Origin of the sequence: Lysinibacillus sphaericus OT4b.31, from assembly GCF_000392615.1 — a bacterium.
In the GTDB taxonomy this organism is placed as follows: domain Bacteria; phylum Bacillota; class Bacilli; order Bacillales_A; family Planococcaceae; genus Lysinibacillus; species Lysinibacillus sphaericus_B.
This window is the reverse complement of sequence record NZ_KB933398.1, coordinates 247,835-272,150: the sequence shown is the minus strand read 5'-3', so window position 1 is coordinate 272,150 and position 24,316 is coordinate 247,835. Positions and strand designations below refer to the sequence as shown.

Genomic DNA, 24,316 nt, shown 5'->3' with positions numbered 1-24,316 from the left:
AAATCTCCTCCTTTACTACAACTTATTCTTTATTTGGTGAAGAGAAGGCAGATTTTGTATCACTGATCATACCCTGAATAGTGGAAGGTAATTCTTTAAATTCATCAACTTTTTCTGCTACCATGTTGACGTTGTCGGTTACACTTTCACAGAGCACTTGAGCAGCTAATACTTTTTCCTCTATTAAATCTTGTAATTCGCCACGATTCGCTGCGTAATACGATACTGCTGCAGTCGCCTTTTTCGTAGTAGCTACTGTTTTTTCACGTGTTGTGCGATCAAGCATGCTTAATGCCGCACCCACTGTGGCACCAATAATGATGGATGCTAATAATTTACTTTGTCCCATATTAAAAACCCCCTACTTGTGTACTGTATATTCCCTTATAAATGACAAATAAACAACTTGCTGCCTTTATTCTACCCAATAACAACCTATTTTTAAAGCAATGCTTAAATACAGTGTTGACAATTTTTTTATTCAATGAAATGATATTGGCGAGGACTTTGAAAGGTAGGTTTAACTAAATGGATTTATCAATACCATCAAAAGAAAATGTTATTTATATGGTCGATCAAATGAAAGATAAACTTCGCATGGTAAATGTCGATGCGATGAAATCAGAGAATTTCGATGAAGCAAATTATGAAGATCTAGTCTATCTCTACGAAATGGTTATGAAGCGCGACACATTTAGCCCGAGTGAAATGCAAGCTATCGTTGCAGAATTAGGCTCACTACGTAAATAATTAGAAAAAAAGCTATTAGCTATGGCATAAAGCCTGTTGCTAATAGCTTTTTTATTTATTGCTTATTTGTTGTAGATGAACCGTCTTCTGCGACAAATGGCTGAATCAATACTTCCACACGACGGTTTTTCGCCCGGCCTTCAGCCGTATCATTTGGTGCAATGGCTTGATCCTCACCGTAACCTTTAGCACTAAATTTCTTTGAATCTAGTTGTGCGTTACTAGCTGTTAGTTCAAGATAGAAATTTGAAGCACGCATTAATGATAACTCTAAATTTGACGAGAAATTTGGACCTACAGGAACATTATCTGTATGCCCTGTAATAACAATATTACGTGCTGGATCTGATACTAATACGGCCGCAAGCTCTTGAATAGTTGGAATATATTCTGGTTTAATCGTTGCTTTACCTGGATCGAATAGTATGCTATCACGAATTGTTACTAATAAACCTTCATCCGTCATTTCTGTTGCGAACTGACCTTCCATCTCATTAACCGCGATGAAATTATCAACACTGTCCTTGATTTCCGCCAACTCTTTCTGATCTTTTAAATAAGCTGAGTTTTGCTGCGTCTGCTGTGGTGTTTCATCATTTTGGGCATCGGGCGTTTGAACCGGTGAAGGCTGTTCTAGAAAACTCGTTCCACCATCAAATACCTGACTAAATACTGCTGACATTTTATCTAACTTCTCTTGATCGACCGAACTTGAGGCAAATAATATAATGAATACCGCTAATAACAGCGTTAAAATATCTGCGTAAGGCACTAACCAAGACTCGTCGATATGCTCATCATGCTTTTTCTTCTTAGCTTTCTTTGCCAAGGCCGCCCGCCCCGCTTTCACCAGAAATTTGACGACGCTCTTCCATCGTTAGATAAGAAGATAATTTTTGTTCAATTACACGTGGCGCTTCTCCCTCTAATACAGAAAGAATACCTTCAATCATCATGCGTTTTTGCTTTACTTCAACAGCAGATTTACGTTTTAACTTATTAGCAAAAGGATGCCATAATACGTAACCTGTAAAGATACCTAATAAAGTTGCCATGAAGGCAGCCGAAATCGCATGCCCTAGTTTCTCTATATCATTCATATCTGCCAATGCGGAGATTAACCCTACTACCGCACCAAGTACCCCTAAAGTTGGAGCATATGTACCTGCTTGTGTAAAGATTGCAGCACCACTTGCATGACGATCTTCCATAGCTTCTACTTCTTCAGTTAATACGTCACGTATATAATCTGCATTTTGACCGTCAATAGCTAATGTAAGACCATTTTTTAAGAATGGGTCTTCAATTTCTGAGGCTTTACTTTCAAGTGCTAATAGCCCTTCACGGCGTGCTAAGTCCGCCCATTGTGAAAACATTTTTATAATCTCAATATCATCTGCTAATTTAGTTTCTTTGAAAAGAATTTTAAATAGCTTTGGTACACGCTTTAACTCCTTCACAGGGAAGGCAATTGTTACAGCGGAGATTGTACCGAAGATGATGATTAGGATAGCTGCTGGGTTATAAAACGCACTTAAGCTTACACCCTTCAGCACCATTCCTGTTAATAGCGCAATAAACGCTATGATTAACCCTACTACCGACGATATATCCATTCTAGGACCTCCAAATCTTCTTACACTCTTAATGTCGTCTATTTTTCCATATTTTAAATAAAGATATAATATAGTATAAATGTAATTCATTAATTTTTCGATGTAATAAATGCTTTTTATTCACATTTCGACCATATTTGATTATATTGAATTAAGAATAGTACACTAAATTGTCCATAATCGAAAGGAGCTAAGAATTTGTTATTATCATTTAACACAAATTTACTACGTTATGCCGAATTAGCTGTAAAAGTAGGAGTAAATATCCAGAAAAATCAATATCTCTATATGAGTTGTTCGACGGATAACATAAAATTAGCACAGATAATTACTAAACTCGCTTATGAAAATGGTGCAAAACAAGTTTTTGTCGATATATCTGATGATGAACTTGTTCGGACACGTTTTGAATCAGCACCAAAAGACACATTCGATTTCTTCCCTCCTTGGAAAGTTCAAGAACGTGAATGGTTAGCTGAGCATGGTGCTGCGTTTATAAGTATCATTTCGCAAAACCCTGACCTACTAAAAGGGATTGATGGCGAGAAAATTATGACCTTCCAAAAAGCATCCGGTCAGGCACTTGCAAACTACCGTAGCTTAATGCAATCAGATAAGTTTAGCTGGTCAGTTATTGCTGCACCTTCTAAAAATTGGGCAGCGAAGGTTTTTCCAAATTTACCTGAAGCTGAACAAATGGAGGCATTATGGGAGGCAATTTTCGCTGCTACACGCACAAATCTAGAAAATCCAGTTGATGCCTGGCGGACACATGACCAATTATTACATGACAAGGCTGATTACCTCAATAATAAACAATATAAAGCACTGCACTATACTGCAACAGGTACTGATTTAACTATTACATTACCAAAAAAACATATATGGGTAGGTGGTAGTAGTGTCACTACACAAGGACAATCATTTATGGCAAATATGCCGACTGAAGAAGTCTTTACAGCTCCGTTAAAAACAGGTGTAAACGGCTATGTATCTAGCACGAAGCCATTAAGCTACGGTGGTAATATTATCGATCAATTTACATTAACATTTAAAGAAGGACGAATTATCGAGATGCAGGCTGAACAGGGGCAAGAAATTTTAGAATCCCTTGTTGCAACAGATGAGGGTGCTCACTATCTTGGTGAAGTGGCACTTGTCCCACATCAATCACCTATTTCTCAATCAGGTTTATTATTTTACAATACATTATTTGATGAAAACGCCTCGAATCATTTAGCCATTGGTAGCGCTTATGCATTTTGTATTGAGGGTGGTAAAGATATGTCTCCTGATGAGTTACTTGCAAATGGTCTCAACCAAAGCCTAACACATGTTGACTTTATGATTGGCTCTGCTAATATGAATATTGATGGGATAATGGACAATGGTCAAATCGAACCAATTTTCCGCAATGGCAATTGGGCTTTCTAGAGAAATAGACACCTATTTATAGTATTCTAGCCAAGGTATGTTATGGATGTCATAAATTATCCTTAGATTTTCATAGCAACCTATTGTATAATGAGAGTAAATATTATAGTAGATTTATTAGTAGAGAGGAGCTTTTCAATGTTCATCACAACTGTACTTGGCTTTTCAGTCGTTTTATTAATTTCTGTTGCATTCTTCATTCACTACCTACAAGTTGGTTTAGATTCTAAATCTTCAGTAACTGTAGATCCAAAGCCAAACGAAAAATTCTAAGCCTATTCAAAACAGCTACTTACCGTAGCTGTTTTTTCACATTTTTGTAACATCTTTATTTCGATTCGCTAAATAAATTACTAAACTCCTTTTTTTTATCATAAAATTGCGCGAAAATTGTCATTATTATTTGCATATTTATATTTTTGCTCTAAAATATTTCTGTAAGGAAGGGAGCAATCTTTCATGACAATGTTAAAAGATATTTTAGAGTTTAATGGGGATTTCGTTCAAGAGAAAAAATATGAGCCTTTTATTACAACAAAGTACCCTGATAAGCGAATCGTTGTTTTATCTTGCATGGATACTCGACTTGTAGAGCTATTACCTAAAGCTATGAATTTACGCAATGGTGACGTTAAAATCGTTAAAAGTGCAGGGGCATTAGTTAGTCACCCATTTGGTGCGGTTATGCGTAGTTTACTTGTAGCTGTATATGAACTACAAGCAGATGAAGTATATGTCGTTGGGCATTATGACTGTGGTATGAGTGCGGTGGATCCAGAAGCTATGCTAAGCAAAATGGTAGCGCGTGGTATTAACCCAGAAACCATTAAAATGATGGAATATTCAGGGATTGATTTAAAAGAGTTTTTACGTGGTTTCGGTGACGTAGCGACTAGTGTGACAAAAAGTGTCGATACAATTCGTAATCACCCACTAATGGTAAAAAATGTGCCTGTTCACGGCTTAGTAATCGATCCAAATACAGGTCGTCTTGATTTAATAGAAGACGGCAATAAACAATAATCATTTCTGCTCTGTGCTTCATGGTTTCAATGTGATGTCGTGTTAGCATATTCAATCGTGCAGTTAAACTATACTTTTAAAAATAAAAGATGTGACTATCTGTCGATATCTCGAAGGATAGTCACATCTTTTTCATGATGATTCATCTACACACGCATACATATAGTGGTCCACCCATTGCCCGTTAATGTACAAAAGCTGCCTTAGGAGCCCTTCTCGTTGAAATCCTGATTTTTCTAAAACACGGATAGAAGCGTTATTTTGTGTTGATACGTATGCCTCCACGCGATGCAAGCCAATTTGTTCAAAAGCAAAGCGAACGACCAATTCTACTGCTTCTGTTACGATGCCTTTTCCTATATAAATCTCATCCATTGCATAGCCAACAAATGCACTTGAATACGGCAAACGTTTTACAGCATAGAGAGCAATATGCCCAATTAAGTTATTTGTACCTTGCTCATAGATACCGAAAGAAAATTCTCGCTTTGAATCCATTAAATACAAGCTTTCTAGAATTTTTTTATATTGAGCGTCCACTGTATAGTATTCAGGTCGTTGTAATGGTTCATATGTAGACCAAAAGTATTTATTGCGACTTACGAGACCAGATAAATTTTGTGCATCTTTTTCTTGGAATGTGCGAACGTAGCATTTTCCCCCTTGAATCGATACCACATTTCCACCCTTTTTCCTCAGTAGATTCCAAATTTTTAATACCATATCTCCACACTTGCCTTCCGATAATTGTCAGTACATGTTCATCTCGCCTCAACGGTCAGTAAGACGACCACCTCAAGTTGAATCCGTCGTACTTATCACTTTTGTGAGCGATTAACTGGCCGTAAAAGTCCTATTGCTTTCAACGAATCATTAGTGCAAAACCCCGCTGATTGAAGTTTTACTTTATTGTATGTAAAAAAAGATGCTGCTACAACTAAAACAGCTCATGTCTTGTTAGCACAGCATCTTTCCGATTATTTATTTTGTTTGCTCTTCTTTTTTCGATTGCTCTCGTAATACTTCCATGCTAGACGATTCAGCATCTTCTAAATAAGATTTATCTAACACATTGGTTAAATGTAAACCACGTTTTTGTGCTTCCTGCTCAATATGTGCAATTGTTTCTTGTAATACTTGAACCCTCGCATGTTTTTTATCGTTGCCTGCCACTAAAATCCATGGCGCATTCTTTTTATCTGTTTTATCAAACATATCATTTGCAGCTTCAATGTACTGTGGTGTTTTTTCACGGTTTCGCCAGTCTTCATCCGTCAATTTCCACGATTTATATGGATCTTGTTCGCGTTCTTTAAAACGTTTTAACTGCTCTTCATCTGACACATGAAGCCAGAACTTCACGATAATATAGTCGCCATCTGTTAGAAGCTTTTCAAATTGATTAACTTCCTCGTATGCACGAGCCCATTCGTCCTTTGTTGCGAAACCTTCAATACGCTCTACTAACACACGTCCATACCACGAACGGTCGAAAATAGCGATTTGACCATGCTGTGGCAACTTCCTCCAGAAACGTTGTAAATAGTTATAGCGAAGTTCATGTGGTTGAGGTGCAGAAATTGGATGCACGACATAACCACGTGGGTCTACACGTTCGATCAGACGCTTTATCGCGCCACCCTTACCTGCCGCATCCATACCTTCAAACACTAAAATAAGCCCGATTTTATTGTTCAGTAAAAACTGCTGGGCATTTAACATTTCATATTGGAGTACTTTTAATTTCTTTTTATACATTTTTTTATCTAGTTCAATTGATAGGTCTAGATTTTTTAAATTTTGAGTCATTAAAACTTCACTCCTTACACTTGGATAATCTTATTGTACTAAAGAAATATATGGATGCCTATCCAAATGGCAAATTGTAGATAAATTTGGCGAAACAAGACGATACATTATTGCCAATTTCCGCTATAATGAAAATAGAAAATTTGTGACAGTCCTATACTTATTTGTCTTTTCCCTATACAATTTAACACGAAGGGAGAGGAAACCATGCCTCAATTTATTTTGATGACAATTTCTTATATTGTCGCACTCATCCTAACCTTTTCATCCTATTTCATAAAAATAAATGGTCAATCTTCGTTAGAAATCTCTAATCGTTTTCCCGTTATGTTTGCACCTTTTAATGTTAGTTATGTAATTTGGATTGTAGTTTACTTTTTACTCGGCTATTGGTTAGTTATGAATTTCAAAAAGACAACTATTAAACAGACTGTTCTCTTTAGTAGCGTCAGTATATTACAGGCGTTTGCCATAGTGTTTTGGCATCAGGAATTATTTATCGTGTCACTTTTGACTACGTTAATATTAGTAATTTATTTATTTTTACTGTACAATACGTACCCACTTAGCAATAATGCGCTGACAGGTCGAGTGCCGTTTTCAATCTATTTCGCATGGGCGACATTTACCCTGATGACAAATGCAAGTTTTACATTAACATCGTATGAATGGAACGGCTTTGGTCTTAGCAATCCACTTTGGGCAGTTATCTTACTGACTATAGGCGTTGCCATAGCGCTACATATTCGCTTTCATCACTTTGATATTGTCTATCCGAGCGTTTTTATCTGGGCCTATATAGGTATTGCATTACATAATGGCTTTGATGAATTACTCGTGACAACAGCAGCCTTGTTTTTATGTGGTGTGCTTCTTGTCGGTATACAATTTATTAAAAAAAATCCTGCCTACCAGAAATAACTTGGTAAGCAGGATTTTTTCGTATTTACTTTTTAACTAAATTGACTCTTCATCTAATGTTGTTAAAATGATTGGTTTGTCTTTTGTAACAATAATCGAATGCTCGATTTGGGCAACTAATGATTTGTCTGGTGTAACAAACGTCCAGCCATCACCAGCTTCGACGATATGCTCTGCTTTGGCTGAAATGAACGGTTCTACCGCTAACACCATTCCCTCTTTCATAATCGTTGAATCCCATGCATCGTAATAGTTTAAAATGTGATTGGGCTCATCATGCAAAGAACGGCCTAAACCGTGACCTGTTAAGTTCATGATGACTGTTAAATCGTTGGCATAAGCTTCACGCTCAACAGCTTTCCCAATTTGGTTTAATTTAGAGCCAGCTTTTACCTTTGTCATCGCACGATCAAAAGCACTTTTCGCTACGCGGCAGAGTTTTTCTTTATCTTCATAACCTTCTCCGACTACAAATGAAATACCAGTATCGGCAAAATAGCCATTTAGCGAACCGGACACATCGATATTAACAATATCGCCGTCTTTAATAACACGGCTTCCTGGTATACCGTGCGCTACTTCTTCATTCACACTAATACAAGTGTAACCAGGGAAATCATATTCTCCCTTTGGACCAGAAATAGCTCCTGCTTCCGCAAACATGCGACCTGCAATTTCATCTAATTCAAGTGTTGTCACACCTGGTTTGGTAGCAGCCTTCATTGCTTCACGAATTTCAGCACAGATACGACCGATTTTTTTAAAGGCTTCAATCTCTTCTTGCGTTTTTACAATCATTTTTAACGTCCCTTTCATCTAATATATACACTCTAATATATCACAACCACAATACAATAATGAACAATACGCGCTAATTAACTCAGAAAAGCCGCCTGCACTATAGAGGAACAGACGGCTTACTCTTTACGATTTTCGTTGCATTAATTGTGGTGCTGCTGTAAATAAAAGAACACCTGCGACTACTGTTAAAATTGTTGCAGGTAGCATATATGTGCCATTGTAAAGAATGGAATATATCCAAGCATTTTGCTCGCCAGCATACTCAGCGAAGAACACAGCTCCTGCAATCGTATGTGCTAAATAACGTAAAAAGCCTGCTAAGACGGTTCCAATGACAATATAAATAGCCATCTTCTTTTTGTTTAAATTTGTCGCTGCCTCAAGTACAGGTTTACGTACAAGCGCCGCTATACCTACTACCGTGAAGGCAACACCATAATCCAATAAACCTTGAAGCCAGTGTACAATATACGCACCGAACATTGTTTGCATAACGCCGATTAGTAAGCCCGTTGTCAATCCTGCAAAGAGACCCCAGCGAAATGCCATTAAAATAATGGGTATCATCACAAGACTAACTGAGCCACCCTGTACCCATACTTTAAAAGAAACTTGATCGAGTACAAGACCCACCGCTGCGAAAATCGCAATCTCCACCAGCATTAATAGTCTTTTTTTGTCCATAATATTATTCTCTCCTTTGTTCCGATGTAGGATACAAGAGCAGGAATAGAAATCAGTTATTTAAATATGTGCTCAATCTGGCAATCTATTATGCTTCCACTTAATTGCGTTCGGATTGACAAGTGTTTAGTTCTGCAAGAAAGGGCGCCTTGATGTCGGTCATTTCGAAAAACACATCATCCTACAAATTTAGGCTAATTCCCTCAATTGATTCCTTGTCAAAATCCGTTACACTAACTGGAAGCTTGCTCTTCATACGGCTGGCATTGGAACAGCCTCCTAAAAAGAGCTACAATCATCTTCAGCCTGCTACCTATAGAGGAGAGGGCTTTCCAGATGAATGAAGATAAAAAAACGATGCCAGGACAGAGCCTCACATCGTAAAAGTGTCGGTTTCTATCCACATCCCTACGCAAGCTTTAACTTACAGGTTCGAAGAGTAAAGGCATTACGTGCCCAGTCTCAGCTGACATCATCAGCTCCCCTTGTGGTCGTTACATCTTAAATTTGCTTGAACATCCTCATTGTACGCAAACACTTTTGTGATTACAACCATTTCTTCATTAATTTTTTGAAACTTTCAAGATTCTCATGCGTAAATAAATAAAAAGGAGGGACTACTATGGAGAACCAAAAAATATTATCTGCATTTAGTTATCTCAGCATATTTTTCGCACCTTTTATTGTGCCGTTAATTGTTTATTTTGTGTCAAAAGAACATGAAGTGAAGCGCCATTCAATCCGAGCGCTTATCTCACACTTAATTCCATTTCTATTCGGTATCATTTTCTTTATCGTCTTCGTGTTTTCATCAATGTCAATGACTACGTTTGAACCTGACGTAAGCGATAATACATTCATCATCATTTGGTTTGCTGCTTTTGCGATTTACTTACTCGTATCTCTTGGAATTGTTATATGGAATATCGTTCAAGCTGTACGCGTTATCCGATAGTATTTATGTTTCATTCTCGGGTTAAAGGGAACTTAACCGTTGGGACTTTTTTTATCCCAACGGTTACTAGTTGAACCAATTGGGCACTTACGACGGCTTGATTTTCACGCATCAAATGATCATCTGAGCCCTCATCAGTGCAGGACAAACAGGTAGAAATAATAAAGGGGAGCTGGTATATCATGAAAGTATCTAAATTCGTAAAAACTGCTGTTAAATTAGCACCTATTGTGATTCCAATCGTCAAAAAAGTAGTTGCCGCTAAAAAAGGCACACCCCCTAATCCAACAACCCGTAGAAAATAAAGTAGAAGGCGTATCCTTGTTACAAAGGAAAACGCCTTCTCTCTATTTCACTTCAAATCGTGTTTTGCTATGTCCACTCAAGGTTTTTTCAACATGTAGAACAGCAGGCATGGAAGCCTTTAGTTCAGCTACATGCGAAATAACGCCAATCATACGACCTGATTCTTGTAGATCAATCAGTGTGTCAATCGCCTTATTCAGTGCTTCCTCATCAAGCGAACCAAAACCTTCGTCAATAAACATTGTATCGATTCGAATATTCCCCTGAAAGCTTTGAATGACATCTGCCATTCCAAGCGCAAGACTTAAAGAGGCATTAAATTTTTCTCCACCAGATAATGTTTTGACATCACGAATTTGATCGGTATAGGCATCGTACACATCTAGACCAAGCCCACTTTGTTTAGCGTGCTTCTCTAATCGATCTGATCGTCGAAGCTCAAACTGCCCATTCGATAAATGGTACAGACGAATATTTGCTGCTGCTGTAATTTTGTCTAAATAGTTTATTTGAATATAGCGCTCAAAGGAAAGCTTTTTTACATTCTGCCCATTCAATAGAGCATGGAGCTCCTTGACACGCCCAGCTTCTTTTTCAAGCAATTGTATTTCTTCAGCCGTTTCTTTTACTTTCACTTTAAAGTCACCGCAAGCCTGTGCAAAACCTTTCGTCCGTTGCAATGTATTAAATGCTTCCTCGTACGTCTCACGAAGCCTCTCTAACGAATCCTCTAATAGTGCTAAATTCTTCTTCTCTTTCCCATTAAGCTGCTTGGTGCCTTCTGCAATTTGAATTTGTAATGTGTGTAGCTGCAAAACATAATCGCTACAAGCTTTACGCAAAGTTTCCATTTCCATCATGCTACGCTTTGCCGCATCATACGCTTGATAACTTTCAAAGCCCGCCTCTTTCATACTTATTGAAAATTGTTCACGTTTTTCGTTGAGACTAACTTGAATCTCCTCATATGCTTTTTTTGCTAGTTCCTCAGCCATTACCGCATTACTCGCCGCTTCCTTTGCAGATTGTAAATTTTGCTGACTAGCCTGCCAAGCTGTTTGTAAGGCATTTTTTTGTACCCCAATGTCAGCGATAGCCTGCTTTAACGCCTGTAATGTTTCAAGGTTTTCAGGAATGTGCTTTTGTTGCTCTTCCACAATTACCTGTTGTTTTGTTAACGCCTTCTGCTGTTCAGCTAAATAGTGCTCTAGCTTTGTTTGTTTCTCTTGTAGCTGCTCTGTTCTTTCACGTTGACTCTTTTGCTCATTTCGTGAGACAGCCAGCTGATCATTAACCACTTTTAACAGAGCGACCTGCTTCTCGACATGTTGTAACGCAGCGTTTAGTTCTGTTTGTTGACCTTGAGAGATATGATTAGCATCGATTTGTTCTATTGCCTCTTGAAGAAGGATCTTTGCTGATTTTAATGTTGCCTCTTTTTCAAAATACGTACGTTCATCCGTCTTGGACTTCGCTCGTAATAACTCTAATTGTGCTTCCTCAATTGTCTCTAATTGCTCATTATGTGTTATTTGATGTGTCGTACTCCCACACACTGGGCACGGATCTCCCTCTTTGAGTTGTGCTGCCAAAATCCTTGCCTGACTCGCAATCCATTGTTGTTCTAACTGTTGCAGCGTCTGCTTATTATCTTGATATTGGTGATCCGCTACGTAAACAGCCTGTTCTGCTGATGCAACCGCTCTCTCATATTTCTCTACTTGTGCTAATAATGCCACTTGTTCACGGAGCTTGGGAAGCTGTTGTAAATAGTCGGCAAATGGCGCCACTTGTTCTTCGTATTGTTCGATTTTTTCAGTTACATACTGTAGTTGATTTTGTTGCTGTTGTAAAATTGTCAGATTATCAGCTACCGCTCGCTTGGCTGTTCCGACGCCTTGCTCATCTATTTGTAATTGCTGACGATTACCTTCAAACGCTTCAAATGTCGGCAGTAGTGCCTGTAGCTTCAATTCTTGCTGTAAGACTTGCTGACGTTCCGGTTCTCGGGCTTCTTCTTCGTCAAATGATTCTTGTGCTACTTTATATTGTGCCTCAATTGTTTGCATATTTATAGTTGCTTGCTGATAGGTTTGTTCTTTACGATTTTGCTCAGTTCGTAGGTCCTTACACTGTTGTTCAAACATAACAAGGCGCTCTGCTTGCTCAGCATATTTAATCTCTTGTACTTTGGCATCATAGACATCTTGCTGTTGCTCTAGTGTCTTCAGCCGTTCTTGACGACTAGCATGCTCTTCAAATTGCTCATTGAGCGCCTTCGCCATACTATAATGTTCTTGCTCCTTTTGATGGTGATTATAAGCCTCATTATAACGCTGCTGTTCAACCTGTATACTTTCTCTATAGAAGGTTTGCTCCTCCTCTAGCGCAGTCATTAGTTGATGCATGTTTTCCGTGTTATTTGCAATGCAAGTAAATAATGCTGATGAACGTTGTGGCAGTGCACCAGCAATCTGACCCAGTAAATGTTCTTTTAGTTGCTTAGCGCGTTCTAAATCTTTTTCAGCTTCCTTACGTTTTGCATCAAGTTTTTTTGTTATGTCACCGAAGCGATCCGTTTTAAAAATTTTGCGTAAAATTGCTTCTTTATTCGTAGAATCTGATGTTAAAAGCTTACGAAATTCACCTTGAGGGAGCATGACAATTTGGCTAAACTGATCTTTCGTTAAACCTACAATTTCCTGTAGCTTTTTATCTACTTCATTGGTCTGTTGTTTTTCTACAATACTAAAGTCAAGTTGACCCTCTTTGACATGAGCCAACTCAACTTTCTTACCCGTGACACTTTTATTTTTTGCTTTTATATGACCAGGTTGACGCAAAATTTGATACGTTTTCCCATGCATTTCAAAAACGAGTTCTACAGCTGTATACACATCATCTTCAGCAAATCCGCTTCTGAGCATAGCGGTATCCTGGCGATCTTCACCACTGCCAGAACCGTAAAGTGCATAACAAATAGCATCAAAAATTGTTGTTTTCCCAGCGCCTGTTTTCCCTGAAATGGCAAACAAACGGTGTTCACCAAGCTGTTGAAAATCAATGACTTCCGTATTTTTATATGGGCCGAATGCAGTAATGGTTAACTTTAAGGGCTTCATTTTACAGCCTCCCGTTCCTCTTCAAGAATATCCTGGAGCATTTCTGTAAATAAACGCTCGGTTTCTCGATTTGGCTGCTCACTATATAAATCTGCATAAAACGCACGAAATAAGTCGATGTCTTCTACTTTCTCCGTCTCAATCGCTTGAATTTCCTGCGATAATTCCTCACGTACCGCCTTACGTTCTATATGCAGTGCATGCGGAAACACAGTACGAATACGTTCCATAGGTGAAGCAACGGGCATATCATCTGTTAAGCGAACAAAAACATAATCTTCACTAGGTGTTAACTTTAATAAATCATCCATCAAGCCCTCGACCACACGTAAATCACGTCTTGCTACAAGCTTGCGTTTTTCTACAGTTATTAGTCCTGCTTCATCTAACTCAACAATTAAGTAGCCCTTTTCATGTAAGTGCTCTGATAACGAATATTTCAATGGTGAGCCGGCATATCGAATCGTTTCATTTCGTACAAAATGTGCCTTATGTAAATGGCCCAGCGCAGTATAGTTGAACTGTTCAAATAGTGATGCATTTACACAATCCGAGCCCCCTATTGATAGTGGACGTTCCGAATCACTCGTGTTTTCTTCCTCATTGCCGTATTTGGTTACAAAGGCATGTCCAATGAAGATATTGCGTTTTGTTGTATCCATTGTTTGGGTGATGCGCTCAATGATTTTTTGTAGCGCATCTTGATGTGACTGAATCGTATCATCTGCTAAAATCGTCCGCACTGCTGCAGGCTCTGCAAATGGTACAAGGTGAAAATGCACCTCACCAAATTGATCTGTTAACACAATTGGAGCGTAATTTTTCGTAAATTGCCCAACTATATGTAACCCACTATCACGCATTAACCGACTTCCAAAATTCAATCGACCTGCACTATCATGGTTCCCAGCAACCGCTAACACAGGTATTTTCTTTTCAAGTACAATCTCTGCAAACACATCATTTAGTAAATTAACTGCTTCTACAGGCGGCATTGAGCGGTCGTATAAATCACCCGCTACAATAATTGCATCGGGCTTTTCCTCATCAATGGCCTGCATAAATTGCTGTAAAATATAGTGTTGGTCCTCAGTCATGTACACACCCTGCACAAGCTTCCCTAAATGCCAATCTGCTGTATGGAATAGTTTCATCCGTTGCGCCTCCTGTCTTTTTTCTATTTTATCATGCCTTGCAGAGGAACGTACATTCTTGCTTCTGTGGTTGTCTGCAGGTTGAACTCGCTTCCCTGAGCGGTGCGTCCCTCTACCCAATCGGTGAACACCTTCGCCTGAGCGGTATGAACAACTACCTGAGCAATATTTGCCTTTGCCCGAGCAGTAAACTCCTCTACCTGAGCGATACTCTTCTTCACCCGAGCGGTGCGCTCCTCTACCTGAGCGATACTCACCTTCTCCTGAGCGGTACGACCAACTATCTGAGCGATACTCACCTTCTCCTGAGCGGTAAACTCTTCTACCTGAGCGATGCACGTCCAGCACTCTTTTGCCCCTGATGCTTGGCATTTGCGCAGAAAGGAGTTGTCTCACCATTGAGACAACTCCTTTTCCTTCGATATTCTAGCTTAATGTGAACCCATTAACTATACTGAAGCTCTCTTGCTTTTTCGAGAAAGGATACATACCCGTTAAAGCCTTGAATACGACGCACGGTAGCAACTGACTCTTGTGTCGATTCATCAGGTCTCTGTTTGACTTTTGCTTGCTTTTTTACTATTTCTTCAAATGTCATTGGATTAGGCTTTGGTAATTCTTCAGATGATATCGCTAACATATCACTGCCACTATAAGTTTTCAAAAAGGCATTCGCCATTTGACGATAACCTTCGAAATTCGGATGTACATCTGAGATATTCGGTAAGTAGTTCGTTGCCTGCAATCCAAAAGCATCATACACGTTTATATATACCGCTCCAGCCTGCTGTGCTTGCTGCTGTAAAATTGTATTTAACTTGAGCAGTTGTTCATTCGTTCCTTCTTTTTGAGAGGCATGCACAGTCGGATAGGCAAAATAGTAACCCATCACATAGACTTTTGCATGTGGTGCACGCGTTTTCAACTCAGCTAAAATTTCTTCCATATTTTTTCGGGCTGTATTTAATGCGTAATCTGTCTGGAGCTGAGAAAATGTCAGTGTGCCTGCAGTTGGATTCACTTGCACAAGACGTAGTAAGTCATTGGCACCTGCGGAAATGGTAATGAGCGTTGCATTCGCTAATAACTCACTCGCCTCAGCAGATTTTACTCGCTGCAATACATCCATCGTTGTAAAGCCTGGAAACGCAAGCTCTTTTGTATAATGACCTATTTGACCAATTAGTCCGAGTCTCATTGCAATCAAATCACTGTAGCCAGTATCAATTTCCTGATAGGGTGTTTGACCTGCGGCTAATGAATCTCCAATTGCCACATAATTTTCAGCCTGTGCAAATGCAGATGAAACACCTAATGTGATTGTAAGCAAGGTTACACTTATTAAACCCAGTAGTCGTTTCATCTGCTCATCTCCTATTTATTCAACTTAGGCATATTAATTGTTGTTAAATTGCCCAGCTACCTTTACGGAAAATCGGTTCTACCGTACCATCAGGTAAAATTCCGTCAATATCCATTTCGCCACTACCAATCATAAAATCCTCATGCGTCATAGAAATATTGGCGCCTAATGCTTCAAGCTGTCCGTTTTCTAAATCTCTTCCACCTTCTAGGCAAGTTGGATATGCTTCACCAATAGCTAGATGGTTTGAAGCATTTTCATCGAACAAAGTATTGAAATATAAAATCTCTGATGCTGAAATAGGTGACTCATATGGTACAAGTGCTACTTCGCCTAAATAGCACGAACCTTCATCCACCGCAATAAGCTCTTGCAATAAATCATGACCAGTTTGTGCTTCAGCCTTGATAATTTTCCCCTCTTCAAAAGTAAGCTTGAAGCCATCAATAATATTGCCTTGATAAACTAATGGTTTAGTATTGCTGACAAACCCATTAACCCCTTGCTTCATCGGCAATGTATAAACCTCTTCTGTCGGCATATTGGCAATGAATACCGTATCATCAGGTGTTTTACTTCCACCAGTAAGCCATTTATGCTGAGGTGCTAAAGCAATCGTTAAATCTGTACCCGGTGCTGTATAATGAAGCTTTGTATATTTTTTACTGTTCAATAAAGTTGCTCGGGATTCTAAATTTGCCACGTGTGAACGCCAATTTTCAACTGCGTTCCCCTCACCGATGTGCACTGTTTTAAAAATAGCTTCCCACAGCGCAGATACTTGCTCTTCTGCAACTAAATTTGGGAATACCTTTGCTGCCCATTTTGGAGATGGTACTGCTACGATAGACCAAGCGATTAAATCTTTCATCACAGCATTTCGATAGTTTTTCAGTGCAGCACCTGCTACTTTTTGTTGTGTTGCCAAACGATCTGCCGGAATACCTGTTAAAAGATCTGGATCTGCAGCGTCAATCCATAAAAGTGCGCCTTTACGCTCGATTAGCTCATCGCGCATTTTGACTATCCACTCTGGATAACGATTTAACTCTTCGTCTGAGGCATGTTCGAAATAGGCACGGTCCATTACACCATCTGAAAAATTAACATGAACACGACCTGCTCCGGCTTTATAGGCCTCTTTTACCACTAAACGAGCAAAGTCTAATGCATCCACAGATGTGTTCACTAATAGATATTGACCTGGTTGAATATTGACGCCAACTTTTACGGCAAGCTCTGCATATGCTTGTAATTTCTCATCAAAAGTCATATTATTTCCCTCGTTTTTGTCCAATAGTTTTTGAATTACCTTCTACTAGTTCACCGTCATGCCATACCTTTTGAACTGGCTTACCAGCAACTTCGCGTGTCCACTTTTTATAGGTTTTTTCATCGTGGTACGATAATAATGTTAAGACTTCGCCATCAGCACCTGCACGTCCTGTACGACCAGATCGATGCAAATATTGCTCAATCGTGCGTGGCACGTCAACATGAATAACATGTGTTAAACCTGCGATATCTAAACCACGTGCCGCTATATCAGTGGCAATTAAAATACGAGCATCTCCTTTACGGAATGCATCTAATGCCTTTTTACGTTCTTCTTTTTTCATGTCAGAATGTAGTGTCACAATCGGTGCAGCACGGTATTGTAACTTAGTTTCCTTCATGAGTAATTGGTCAATATTGTTGACAAAGGCCAGTGCACGTAAGCCATCCGTATGGGATAAACGGCGCAGGAAATCAGTTTTATCGCGTTCTTCTACCTTCACAAATGAATGTACAACTTTGCCGAACTTTACCATATCTTCAGGTTTAATTTTGAAGCGTAATGGCTCAAACATCATACGGCTAGCCACTAATTCAATCTCCTCTGTAATTGTGGCTGAAACGACAACTACCTGACGACCGTAGGCTGAGGCTTCGATAAAGGATTTTACTACTACACGATATTCACGGCTTAGTAACTGATCACATTCGTCTAAAATTACCGTTTCAATTTCTTTAAGTTTTAATTTACCCGCACGTGCTAATTCATTTAGACGGCCTGGTGTACCAACAACAATTGTCGGTTTTTTCTTCAGTTTTTCGATTTGACGCGCCGAGTTTGCACCGCCTATTAGTTGTTGAACTGTAATATCAGTACCAGCTGTCCATTCGCGAATAACTTCCACGATTTGCATCGCTAATTCCTGAGATGGGGCAACAATAAGTCCTTGTGTTTGTTTTTTCGTTCCATTTACCTTGTTTAATAAAGGCAACACATAGGCTAATGTTTTCCCAGAGCCTGTTGGCGATTCAGCTACAATATCTTTGCCATCAAGCATTGCTGGAATCATTTCATCTTGAATTTTCATTGGCTCTTCGAAATTCCATTTTGCTTGTAGACCTTCATTTAATAAATTTATTACTGACATGTCAATTCCCACCTTTTATCCTGCTTGACACTAGTTTAACATACTAGCCCTGTACAAGCATTTTCCTTCTGTATATCTATTATACCTCGATAGCATTGTATCTGATGCGGAGCATTCTCAACATTAAATGTCCATTGCTGACTATCGTTTTCGCAACTACAAACTTACTTGTCGAAGTGAAAGGCTCACCTATTACCAACAGGTGAGCCAAATGTTAACGCACTAATTCATAGCCACATGCTAAAATAGCACACTCAGCTAAAACAATTAGTGAATCTATATATTTGTCGTTTAATTTTAAATCTCGATTGACGATGGACAGCTCTGTACACCCTAAAACAATACGGTCGCAATCAAGTGCAAGCATCGCCTCTTCAATTGGTTGCCACTGTTCTTTGGTGACATCCTTACCAGCCTTTACATAATCGTAAATAATCATCATGACTTTTTCTTTCATGGCATCATCTGGTACAACGGGCGTAATGCCATAGTTCTCAAGTGCATCCTGATACATACGAGATGTTAACGTACCTGTTGTCGCTAGAATACCGACTCGCTTCGCTCCTAATTCATGCGCGCGCTTGGCCGTTTCACGAATCATATGTAACACAGGTACTGGAGAGCCTTGTGCTAATTCATCATAAAAAGTATGCGCAGTATTACATGGAATAGCAATCATGTCTGCTCCAACAGAAGCTAGTTTTTTGGCATCCTCAATTAAGACTGGAACTGGATTTTGCTTTGTATTATCTAAAATAAAAGCCGTACGATCAGGAATATTTGTGTCATTATCGATAATTGTATGTACATGTTCCTGATCCTTGATAGCCTTTGTACGTCTTACAATCATTTCACCGATAAACATTGTTGCTAGTGGACCAACGCCACCAATAATACCTAAAGTTTGTTTTTTCATGAGTTCGACAGACCTTTGTTGTTAAAATATTTCTTATACTTACGATAAAAGTTTAAATTATCGAGCGTTACATTCAACCAACGTTTCGCATTCATATCCTTATAATTAAAAATAGAATCGGTCGCTAAGCCTTGGCGAATAAGACTCTTCGCTTCAATCACTAGTTGTTCGTTTAATACATATTTAAATAATACACCGTTAGGCACAATCGTCCAAAGATGCTTATTTTGCACGTATGTTAGTTGCTGTTTACTATCGCGAATGAAATCATCCGCTACATACTGCATTAAATTATAGCCACTTGCTGTCACATAATAATTCGAAAGTTCATTATGTAATTCAATACTTAACAGTTTGTATTGACCGTCACGTTCATCAAATTTCATATCGAACGTTGCAAAGCCTTGGAAGTGAATTGTTTCAAGAAATGTCTTTACAAGTTCCATCAACGCTTTGTCATAGGTTGTCATAATGGCAACATAGCGACCGATACCATCGGGCGAATGTTCTTCTAAAATAGGGTTTCCTACAGATAGTAATTTAACTTTACGATCTTGTCCAACATAAGCATTTACAACACGCATATTGGCATCATCACCTGGAATATACTGTTGAATCATTAAATCATCACGGTACGCAGATTCTTTATAAATTGCGTGGAAAATGGCATCCTTTTCTTCCTTATCATGTGCAATATATACTTTTTTCTTACCAGGGAAAATACATGCAGCATATTTCATCATATTCATTGGCTTGATAACAACTGGATACTCAAAGGGCATATCATATTGCTCATAGTCATTCACCGTACATACATGCAAGCTTGGGTAATCGAAGCCGAATTCCGCGCATAGTTGGTACATACTTTCACGTGTCAGTAGCTGATTTGCAAGTGAAGCATCCACATAAGGAATGATAAAAAACTGTGACAGTTCCTCCTTATGATGGACAATTTTCTTCACATAAAATTCATCGCAGGCCAGCAATAGCAGTTTTTTTTCTGCAAATTCATCAGCTATCGCTTGTAAAGCAACAACAAATCGTTCTTCGATATGTAGTCTTGGCACTTCACGAAAAGTAAGTAAATCACTGTGTTGAATTTTGGCTTTGTTCGTATGATTTAATGCGAGTGGTTTAACGCCATAGGACTCGTAAAATGCTCGTGCCATGCCGTAAGCATTCATTTCATCGCCCAATAAAACCGGTAAAAAAGTGTGCTCAATGGCCATTCTACTCAACTCCCTTTAGCTATTTATATTAGTGTAACATACTGTGCCATTATTGTTAGATATGCCTTCAATTGAAGCAAGTACAGCCGTTTGCAACAGCACTTTTGATATTACTTATGCACTGCTACTGCTTGTGAACCTAGCTCCTGATAGCTTTTAAAGAATTGATCTTCATTGTATGTGACATAGCCCTTTAGTGGGTCCATTACGACTACTTTCCCGTCTAAATGGCCTGTTAATACGACAGCATGAAGGTTTACGTACCCATCACGTTGCGTTGGTTCTCCTTCGTATATCCAACCTTTACTTGCTTTTCTTTTCGGTTTTGATAAATCTAGCGTGACCCATGTCACAACCGGTACTCCTTCTTGGACAAGCTCTAAAATCTCTTCCTGTGATGCACCACTCTTGTCTGTTACACGTAAATCAGCCTGCTTCGCTTCTATAGCTGCTTGTGCCGCTTTCACAATTGGCGCTGCAAAGACGTACATGCCAGTTGCTTTATCACTCGGATCTCCAGCAAATGCATGTGCTGGATTTGGTCCAAATCGTTGCCCCCCGATTATTTTAAAATTCTGCTTCGGTAAATACGTATCAGCCATTTCTAGCTTTGTAACATTCATACCGTAATAATTTAATACTGCTGTCAGCGATGTAATCTCACAGCCATGTGGTAGTTCGGGGTTTTGCATCACAATGGGCACATCCAGTTCTTGCTCATTTCTTGAAAAATGAGTTTGCAGTCGATAATATGGCTTTGACGTATCATATATAAAAGTATCAATCGTTGTATACCCATCGCCCCCCATACTATTTTCAAGTGTGGTAGCGGCAATTGTATACTCCTTACCCTCTACAAGTTTGGAGAATGTCGCCTCGCCCTCTTCAGAACCAAGTGCATCCTCAATCTCTTCACCTGTCTCCAAATCTGTCACTTTTATATAGAGTTTAGGGATCGGTGCTCCGCTATTAAATTCCACCGTTAACACGGTTAATTGATTTTTTTGTTTATCTTGCTGCCATAGCTGATCGCAGCCCGAAAGTAGCATAATCATTATAAGACCTATTATAAAAAGGCGTTTATACCTCGTCCACAAGACAAAATTCCGCTCCTATCTTGTTCGAAGACAATAACACTATCTTCAATTCTATTATTTCAATTAATTGCAGTCTCTATTATACGCTAATTTCATAAGTGTTCCTATTTTATCATGCTACTTTTTAATGAACTGGCTACGTTTTTTCCATTTATTAAATTGTTTTCACTGTAGAGCGTAAAGTATGCTTCAGTACCTTTCCGGATGCATTGCGTGGTAATTCTACTAAAAATTCAATTTCATGAGGCACTTTATATTTGGCAAGTTGTGTACGGCAATAGGCAAGAATCGTTTCTTCATTTAAAGAATGCCCATCCTTCAAGACAACAAACGCCTTTGATACCTCACCATAAACTTCATGCGGTAAACCGACAACTGCTGCTTCTAAAATTTCTGGCAATTGATATAAAACCTCTTCCACTTCGATCGGATAAATATTTTCACCACCACGAATAATCATATCTTTTTTACGGTCTACAATATATAAATATCCTTCTTCATCAAAGCGCCCTAAATCACCTGAATAAAGCCAGCCATCTCGGATTGTTCGAGTTGTTTCCTCATCATTACGTAAATAGCCTTTCATCACCTGCGGACCTTTCACACAAATCTCGCCAACTTGCCCAGCTGGCACTGATTCACCATAGCTATCGACTACTCGTACCTCAGTCAGTGCTAATGGTTGCCCCACCGAGCCAATTTTCGTTAATGCATCAGCATCTAATAGAGAAGTAGCCGCTGGTGAATTTTCTGTTTGACCATATAAATTTTGAACCTTCACCTGTGGAAATGCCTCTTTTACCTGTTTGACAAGCTCAAAAGGCATCGGTGCAGCTCCATAACAAAGTAAACGTAAATTATTAAATGTATGTTCTTTAAATGCCGGTGTATTTAAAATAATTGTATACATGGACGGTACGCCAAAGAAAATGGTCGCCTGCTTGTTTGCAAGTTGTACGAGCGTATTTGTAGGAGAAAATCCTTCCTCTATAATGACTGTCCCCCCCTTATAAAACATCGGCATAGCAAATACGTGGAGTCCTGCACAATGAAATAGTGGCGTACAGATAAACATTTTATCCGTATTCGTCATATTCATAGATGTTGACCAGATGTCTGCTGTGGAAGCAATATTCTGATGAGTCAGCATTACTCCTTTGGGCTTACCTGTTGTACCAGAAGTATACATAACAACAGCTGTTTCATTCGGCTCCAATATGACAGCCTTTCTTTGCCCTTCATGCTTTTGAATAATTTCTACCATGTCTTTTAAACCTACTACATGGTGGAATGCATAGGGAATCTCTGCAATAGCATCTTCGATTCGTTCATCATAGATAAGGCCTTTTACTTGTGAATGATCAAAAATAAATTCGACCTCTGGTGTAGCCAATTTTGTATTAATGGGCATAGCGACAAAGCCTGCTAGTTGAACACCGATATAAGCAATTAAAAATAAATCTGAATTGAGCGTATACAATGCAATAACATCATCTTTTTCATAACCCTGTTGTTGTAAGTACGCTGCAAATTTACTTGCACGACCATAAAAATCCCTATAGGTCATATTGTTGCCGCCATACATTGTTGCAATTGCCTGTGGTTGCTGCTCTGCATAGTTCTGTAAAATATCAGTCATTAACATTGTCATTGAAAGCCCCCCTAATTGTTTACCATCAATTACACCTATATCGTGTAGTTTAAATTTTATGACTGCCGTTAAAATACTATTCTAGTATCCGAATTCAGAAAATTTTGACTACATTTTATATTTTATCAATCTATAATTAAGTTGGCAATTTTTCATCACACACTAAAATTTCAGTGATATGTAACAAAATATACTTATACATTTTACTTTTCTATCAATTTCTGTTAGGTGTATGATACTTGTACAATCCATTTTGAAGAAAGGCCTGGTTAACATGCTGTATGCACTTTTAGGAGATTTACATTCTAGTATTGAAGATACAAAAGCCGTATTGGCTCACATTCAACAAACAGCGAAGAATGCTGAAGTAATAGGATTAGGTGATTTATATGAATGTATTGTTAGTAAAAAAAAGGCGAAATCTGTGTCTGACTTGCCGTTGCAAAAAGCAGCTATCATAGAAAGTGATTTTGAAAATTTACTAACGTTCCCATCCATCCGAGGCAATCAAGAAGAACGTATTACACAAGTGACAGGCATCGAGCGTTTTATAGAACTCCCTGAAACAATGGACATTGATGGCGCAACACTTATGCACGGCCATCAATTTAAGTGGAGTGTTACATGGCAACCTACTTTCCCTCCATTCGAAAAAAAGCTTCTTTTTTTCGGACATAGCCATGAGTCAGGCCTTTATAGTCTTAATAAAAAGCTACCCGTTCGTATTCATTTTGGTCAGCCGATTACCTTACATGATAAACAATATGGCATCAATGTTGGTTCTGTTGTTGACCATCGTGAATGGTGTCTTTATGACAGTGAAAAGCGAACAGTAACGTTTATGTGCGCACCATTTACTTCACTACAGGAAAATTCACAACTTTCAATGGCATTGGCTAACCGAATTTAGCTATTTCATGGACATGGATAAATGTGTTATAGTTATGGTGAGATAATGTCAACCAAGTGTACAAAAAGATAATAATATGTAAAGAGTTAACGTCCACGCACGTGATTTTGTATTATTGTGGTAATAAACGTGCTTATATAGACTTAGAACAA

At 38.8% G+C, this 24,316-nt stretch carries 24 protein-coding genes and 1 riboswitch; of the genes, 8 read left to right on the top strand and 16 right to left on the bottom strand.

The features are described from left to right. Positions 1–22: 22 nt before the first annotated feature. Entirely contained in the window at positions 23–349 is a 327-nt protein-coding gene (locus tag H131_RS01265) for a hypothetical protein (protein WP_010857227.1), read from the bottom strand. Positions 350–528: 179 nt separating this feature from the next. Here H131_RS01265 and H131_RS01260 point away from each other — a divergent pair, with 179 nt between their 5' ends. Beyond that, a complete protein-coding gene (locus H131_RS01260) occupies positions 529–750 on the top strand; it encodes a DUF1128 domain-containing protein (protein ID WP_010857226.1) in 222 nt (73 codons plus the stop codon). A 55-nt stretch (positions 751–805) separates the two neighbouring features. Here the strand turns inward: H131_RS01260 and motB are convergent, their stop codons facing one another. Beyond that, positions 806–1,579, bottom strand: coding sequence for a flagellar motor protein MotB (gene motB, locus H131_RS01255; protein WP_010857225.1), 774 nt, complete (start codon positions 1,577–1,579; stop codon positions 806–808). Beyond that, positions 1,563–2,366: a flagellar motor stator protein MotA gene (gene motA, locus H131_RS01250; protein WP_010857224.1), complete on the bottom strand. Its 804-nt coding sequence runs from the start codon at positions 2,364–2,366 to the stop codon at positions 1,563–1,565. The genes motB and motA overlap by 17 nt, the downstream gene beginning before the upstream one ends. A 198-nt stretch (positions 2,367–2,564) precedes the next feature. Between motA and H131_RS01245 the strand changes: the two genes are divergently transcribed. From H131_RS01245 to H131_RS01240, 3 genes are all read left to right on the top strand, one after another. Further along, positions 2,565–3,800, top strand: a complete 1,236-nt coding sequence (locus H131_RS01245) for an aminopeptidase (protein ID WP_010857223.1) — start codon at positions 2,565–2,567, stop codon at positions 3,798–3,800. 138 nt (positions 3,801–3,938) lie between these two features. After that, positions 3,939–4,073, top strand: a complete 135-nt coding sequence (locus tag H131_RS25805; protein ID WP_010857222.1) for a hypothetical protein — start codon at positions 3,939–3,941, stop codon at positions 4,071–4,073. Between the two features lie 186 nt (positions 4,074–4,259). Continuing rightward, entirely contained in the window at positions 4,260–4,823 is a 564-nt protein-coding gene (locus tag H131_RS01240; protein WP_010857221.1) for a beta-class carbonic anhydrase, read from the top strand. Positions 4,824–4,955: 132 nt separating this feature from the next. Here H131_RS01240 and H131_RS01235 read toward each other — a convergent pair whose 3' ends face one another. Then, positions 4,956–5,546, bottom strand: a complete 591-nt coding sequence (locus H131_RS01235) for a GNAT family N-acetyltransferase (RefSeq protein ID WP_010857220.1) — start codon at positions 5,544–5,546, stop codon at positions 4,956–4,958. Between the two features lie 258 nt (positions 5,547–5,804). After that, a complete protein-coding gene (locus H131_RS01230) occupies positions 5,805–6,632 on the bottom strand; it encodes a polyphosphate kinase 2 family protein (protein ID WP_010857219.1) in 828 nt (275 codons plus the stop codon). Between the two features lie 207 nt (positions 6,633–6,839). On the opposite strand from H131_RS01230, the gene H131_RS01225 reads away from it, so the two are divergent. Beyond that, positions 6,840–7,553, top strand: a complete 714-nt coding sequence (locus H131_RS01225; protein WP_010857218.1) for a hypothetical protein — start codon at positions 6,840–6,842, stop codon at positions 7,551–7,553. 36 nt (positions 7,554–7,589) lie between these two features. Here H131_RS01225 and map read toward each other — a convergent pair whose 3' ends face one another. Together map and thiT are read right to left on the bottom strand one after the other, a co-directional pair. Then, entirely contained in the window at positions 7,590–8,351 is a 762-nt protein-coding gene (map, locus tag H131_RS01220; RefSeq protein WP_010857217.1) for a type I methionyl aminopeptidase, read from the bottom strand. 126 nt (positions 8,352–8,477) lie between these two features. Next, positions 8,478–9,038: an energy-coupled thiamine transporter ThiT gene (gene thiT / locus H131_RS01215; RefSeq protein WP_010857216.1), complete on the bottom strand. Its 561-nt coding sequence runs from the start codon at positions 9,036–9,038 to the stop codon at positions 8,478–8,480. A gap of 388 nt (positions 9,039–9,426) precedes the next feature. After that, positions 9,427–9,534, bottom strand: a riboswitch (TPP riboswitch). A gap of 126 nt (positions 9,535–9,660) precedes the next feature. Here thiT and H131_RS01210 point away from each other — a divergent pair. Together H131_RS01210 and H131_RS25800 are read left to right on the top strand one after the other, a co-directional pair. After that, a complete protein-coding gene (locus H131_RS01210; RefSeq protein ID WP_010857215.1) occupies positions 9,661–9,993 on the top strand; it encodes a magnetosome magnetite crystal formation protein family in 333 nt (110 codons plus the stop codon). A gap of 182 nt (positions 9,994–10,175) precedes the next feature. Then, positions 10,176–10,298 carry a hypothetical protein gene (locus H131_RS25800; RefSeq protein ID WP_010857214.1) on the top strand — a complete coding sequence of 41 codons (123 nt, stop codon included), beginning with the start codon at positions 10,176–10,178 and terminating at the stop codon, positions 10,296–10,298. Between the two features lie 42 nt (positions 10,299–10,340). Here H131_RS25800 and H131_RS01205 read toward each other — a convergent pair whose 3' ends face one another. From H131_RS01205 to H131_RS01160, 9 genes are all read right to left on the bottom strand, one after another. Beyond that, positions 10,341–13,421 carry an AAA family ATPase gene (locus H131_RS01205; RefSeq protein ID WP_010857213.1) on the bottom strand — a complete coding sequence of 1,027 codons (3,081 nt, stop codon included), beginning with the start codon at positions 13,419–13,421 and terminating at the stop codon, positions 10,341–10,343. Continuing rightward, complete coding sequence (locus tag H131_RS01200) at positions 13,418–14,575, bottom strand: exonuclease SbcCD subunit D (protein WP_010857212.1); 1,158 nt, start codon at positions 14,573–14,575, stop codon at positions 13,418–13,420. Before H131_RS01200 ends, H131_RS01205 begins: the two co-directional genes overlap by 4 nt. Positions 14,576–15,020: 445 nt before the next feature. Continuing rightward, positions 15,021–15,938, bottom strand: a complete 918-nt coding sequence (locus tag H131_RS01190) for an SGNH/GDSL hydrolase family protein (RefSeq protein WP_010857210.1) — start codon at positions 15,936–15,938, stop codon at positions 15,021–15,023. 43 nt (positions 15,939–15,981) lie between these two features. Further along, complete coding sequence (locus tag H131_RS01185) at positions 15,982–17,211, bottom strand: aminopeptidase (protein WP_010857209.1); 1,230 nt, start codon at positions 17,209–17,211, stop codon at positions 15,982–15,984. A 1-nt stretch (position 17,212) separates the two neighbouring features. Next, a complete protein-coding gene (locus H131_RS01180) occupies positions 17,213–18,361 on the bottom strand; it encodes a DEAD/DEAH box helicase (protein ID WP_010857208.1) in 1,149 nt (382 codons plus the stop codon). A gap of 214 nt (positions 18,362–18,575) precedes the next feature. Further along, positions 18,576–19,277: a cysteate racemase gene (cuyB, locus tag H131_RS01175; RefSeq protein WP_010857207.1), complete on the bottom strand. Its 702-nt coding sequence runs from the start codon at positions 19,275–19,277 to the stop codon at positions 18,576–18,578. Beyond that, entirely contained in the window at positions 19,274–20,506 is a 1,233-nt protein-coding gene (locus tag H131_RS01170) for a carboxylate--amine ligase (RefSeq protein WP_010857206.1), read from the bottom strand. Before H131_RS01170 ends, cuyB begins: the two co-directional genes overlap by 4 nt. 110 nt (positions 20,507–20,616) lie before the next feature. Continuing rightward, the gene (locus H131_RS01165) at positions 20,617–21,561 is read right to left on the bottom strand and encodes a C39 family peptidase (RefSeq protein ID WP_010857205.1); all 945 of its coding nucleotides are present in this window, start codon (positions 21,559–21,561) and stop codon (positions 20,617–20,619) included. A 196-nt stretch (positions 21,562–21,757) separates the two neighbouring features. Continuing rightward, a complete protein-coding gene (locus H131_RS01160) occupies positions 21,758–23,254 on the bottom strand; it encodes a class I adenylate-forming enzyme family protein (RefSeq protein WP_010857204.1) in 1,497 nt (498 codons plus the stop codon). A 274-nt stretch (positions 23,255–23,528) separates the two neighbouring features. On the opposite strand from H131_RS01160, the gene H131_RS01155 reads away from it, so the two are divergent. After that, positions 23,529–24,164, top strand: a complete 636-nt coding sequence (locus tag H131_RS01155) for a metallophosphoesterase family protein (RefSeq protein WP_010857203.1) — start codon at positions 23,529–23,531, stop codon at positions 24,162–24,164. Positions 24,165–24,316 lie beyond the last annotated feature (152 nt).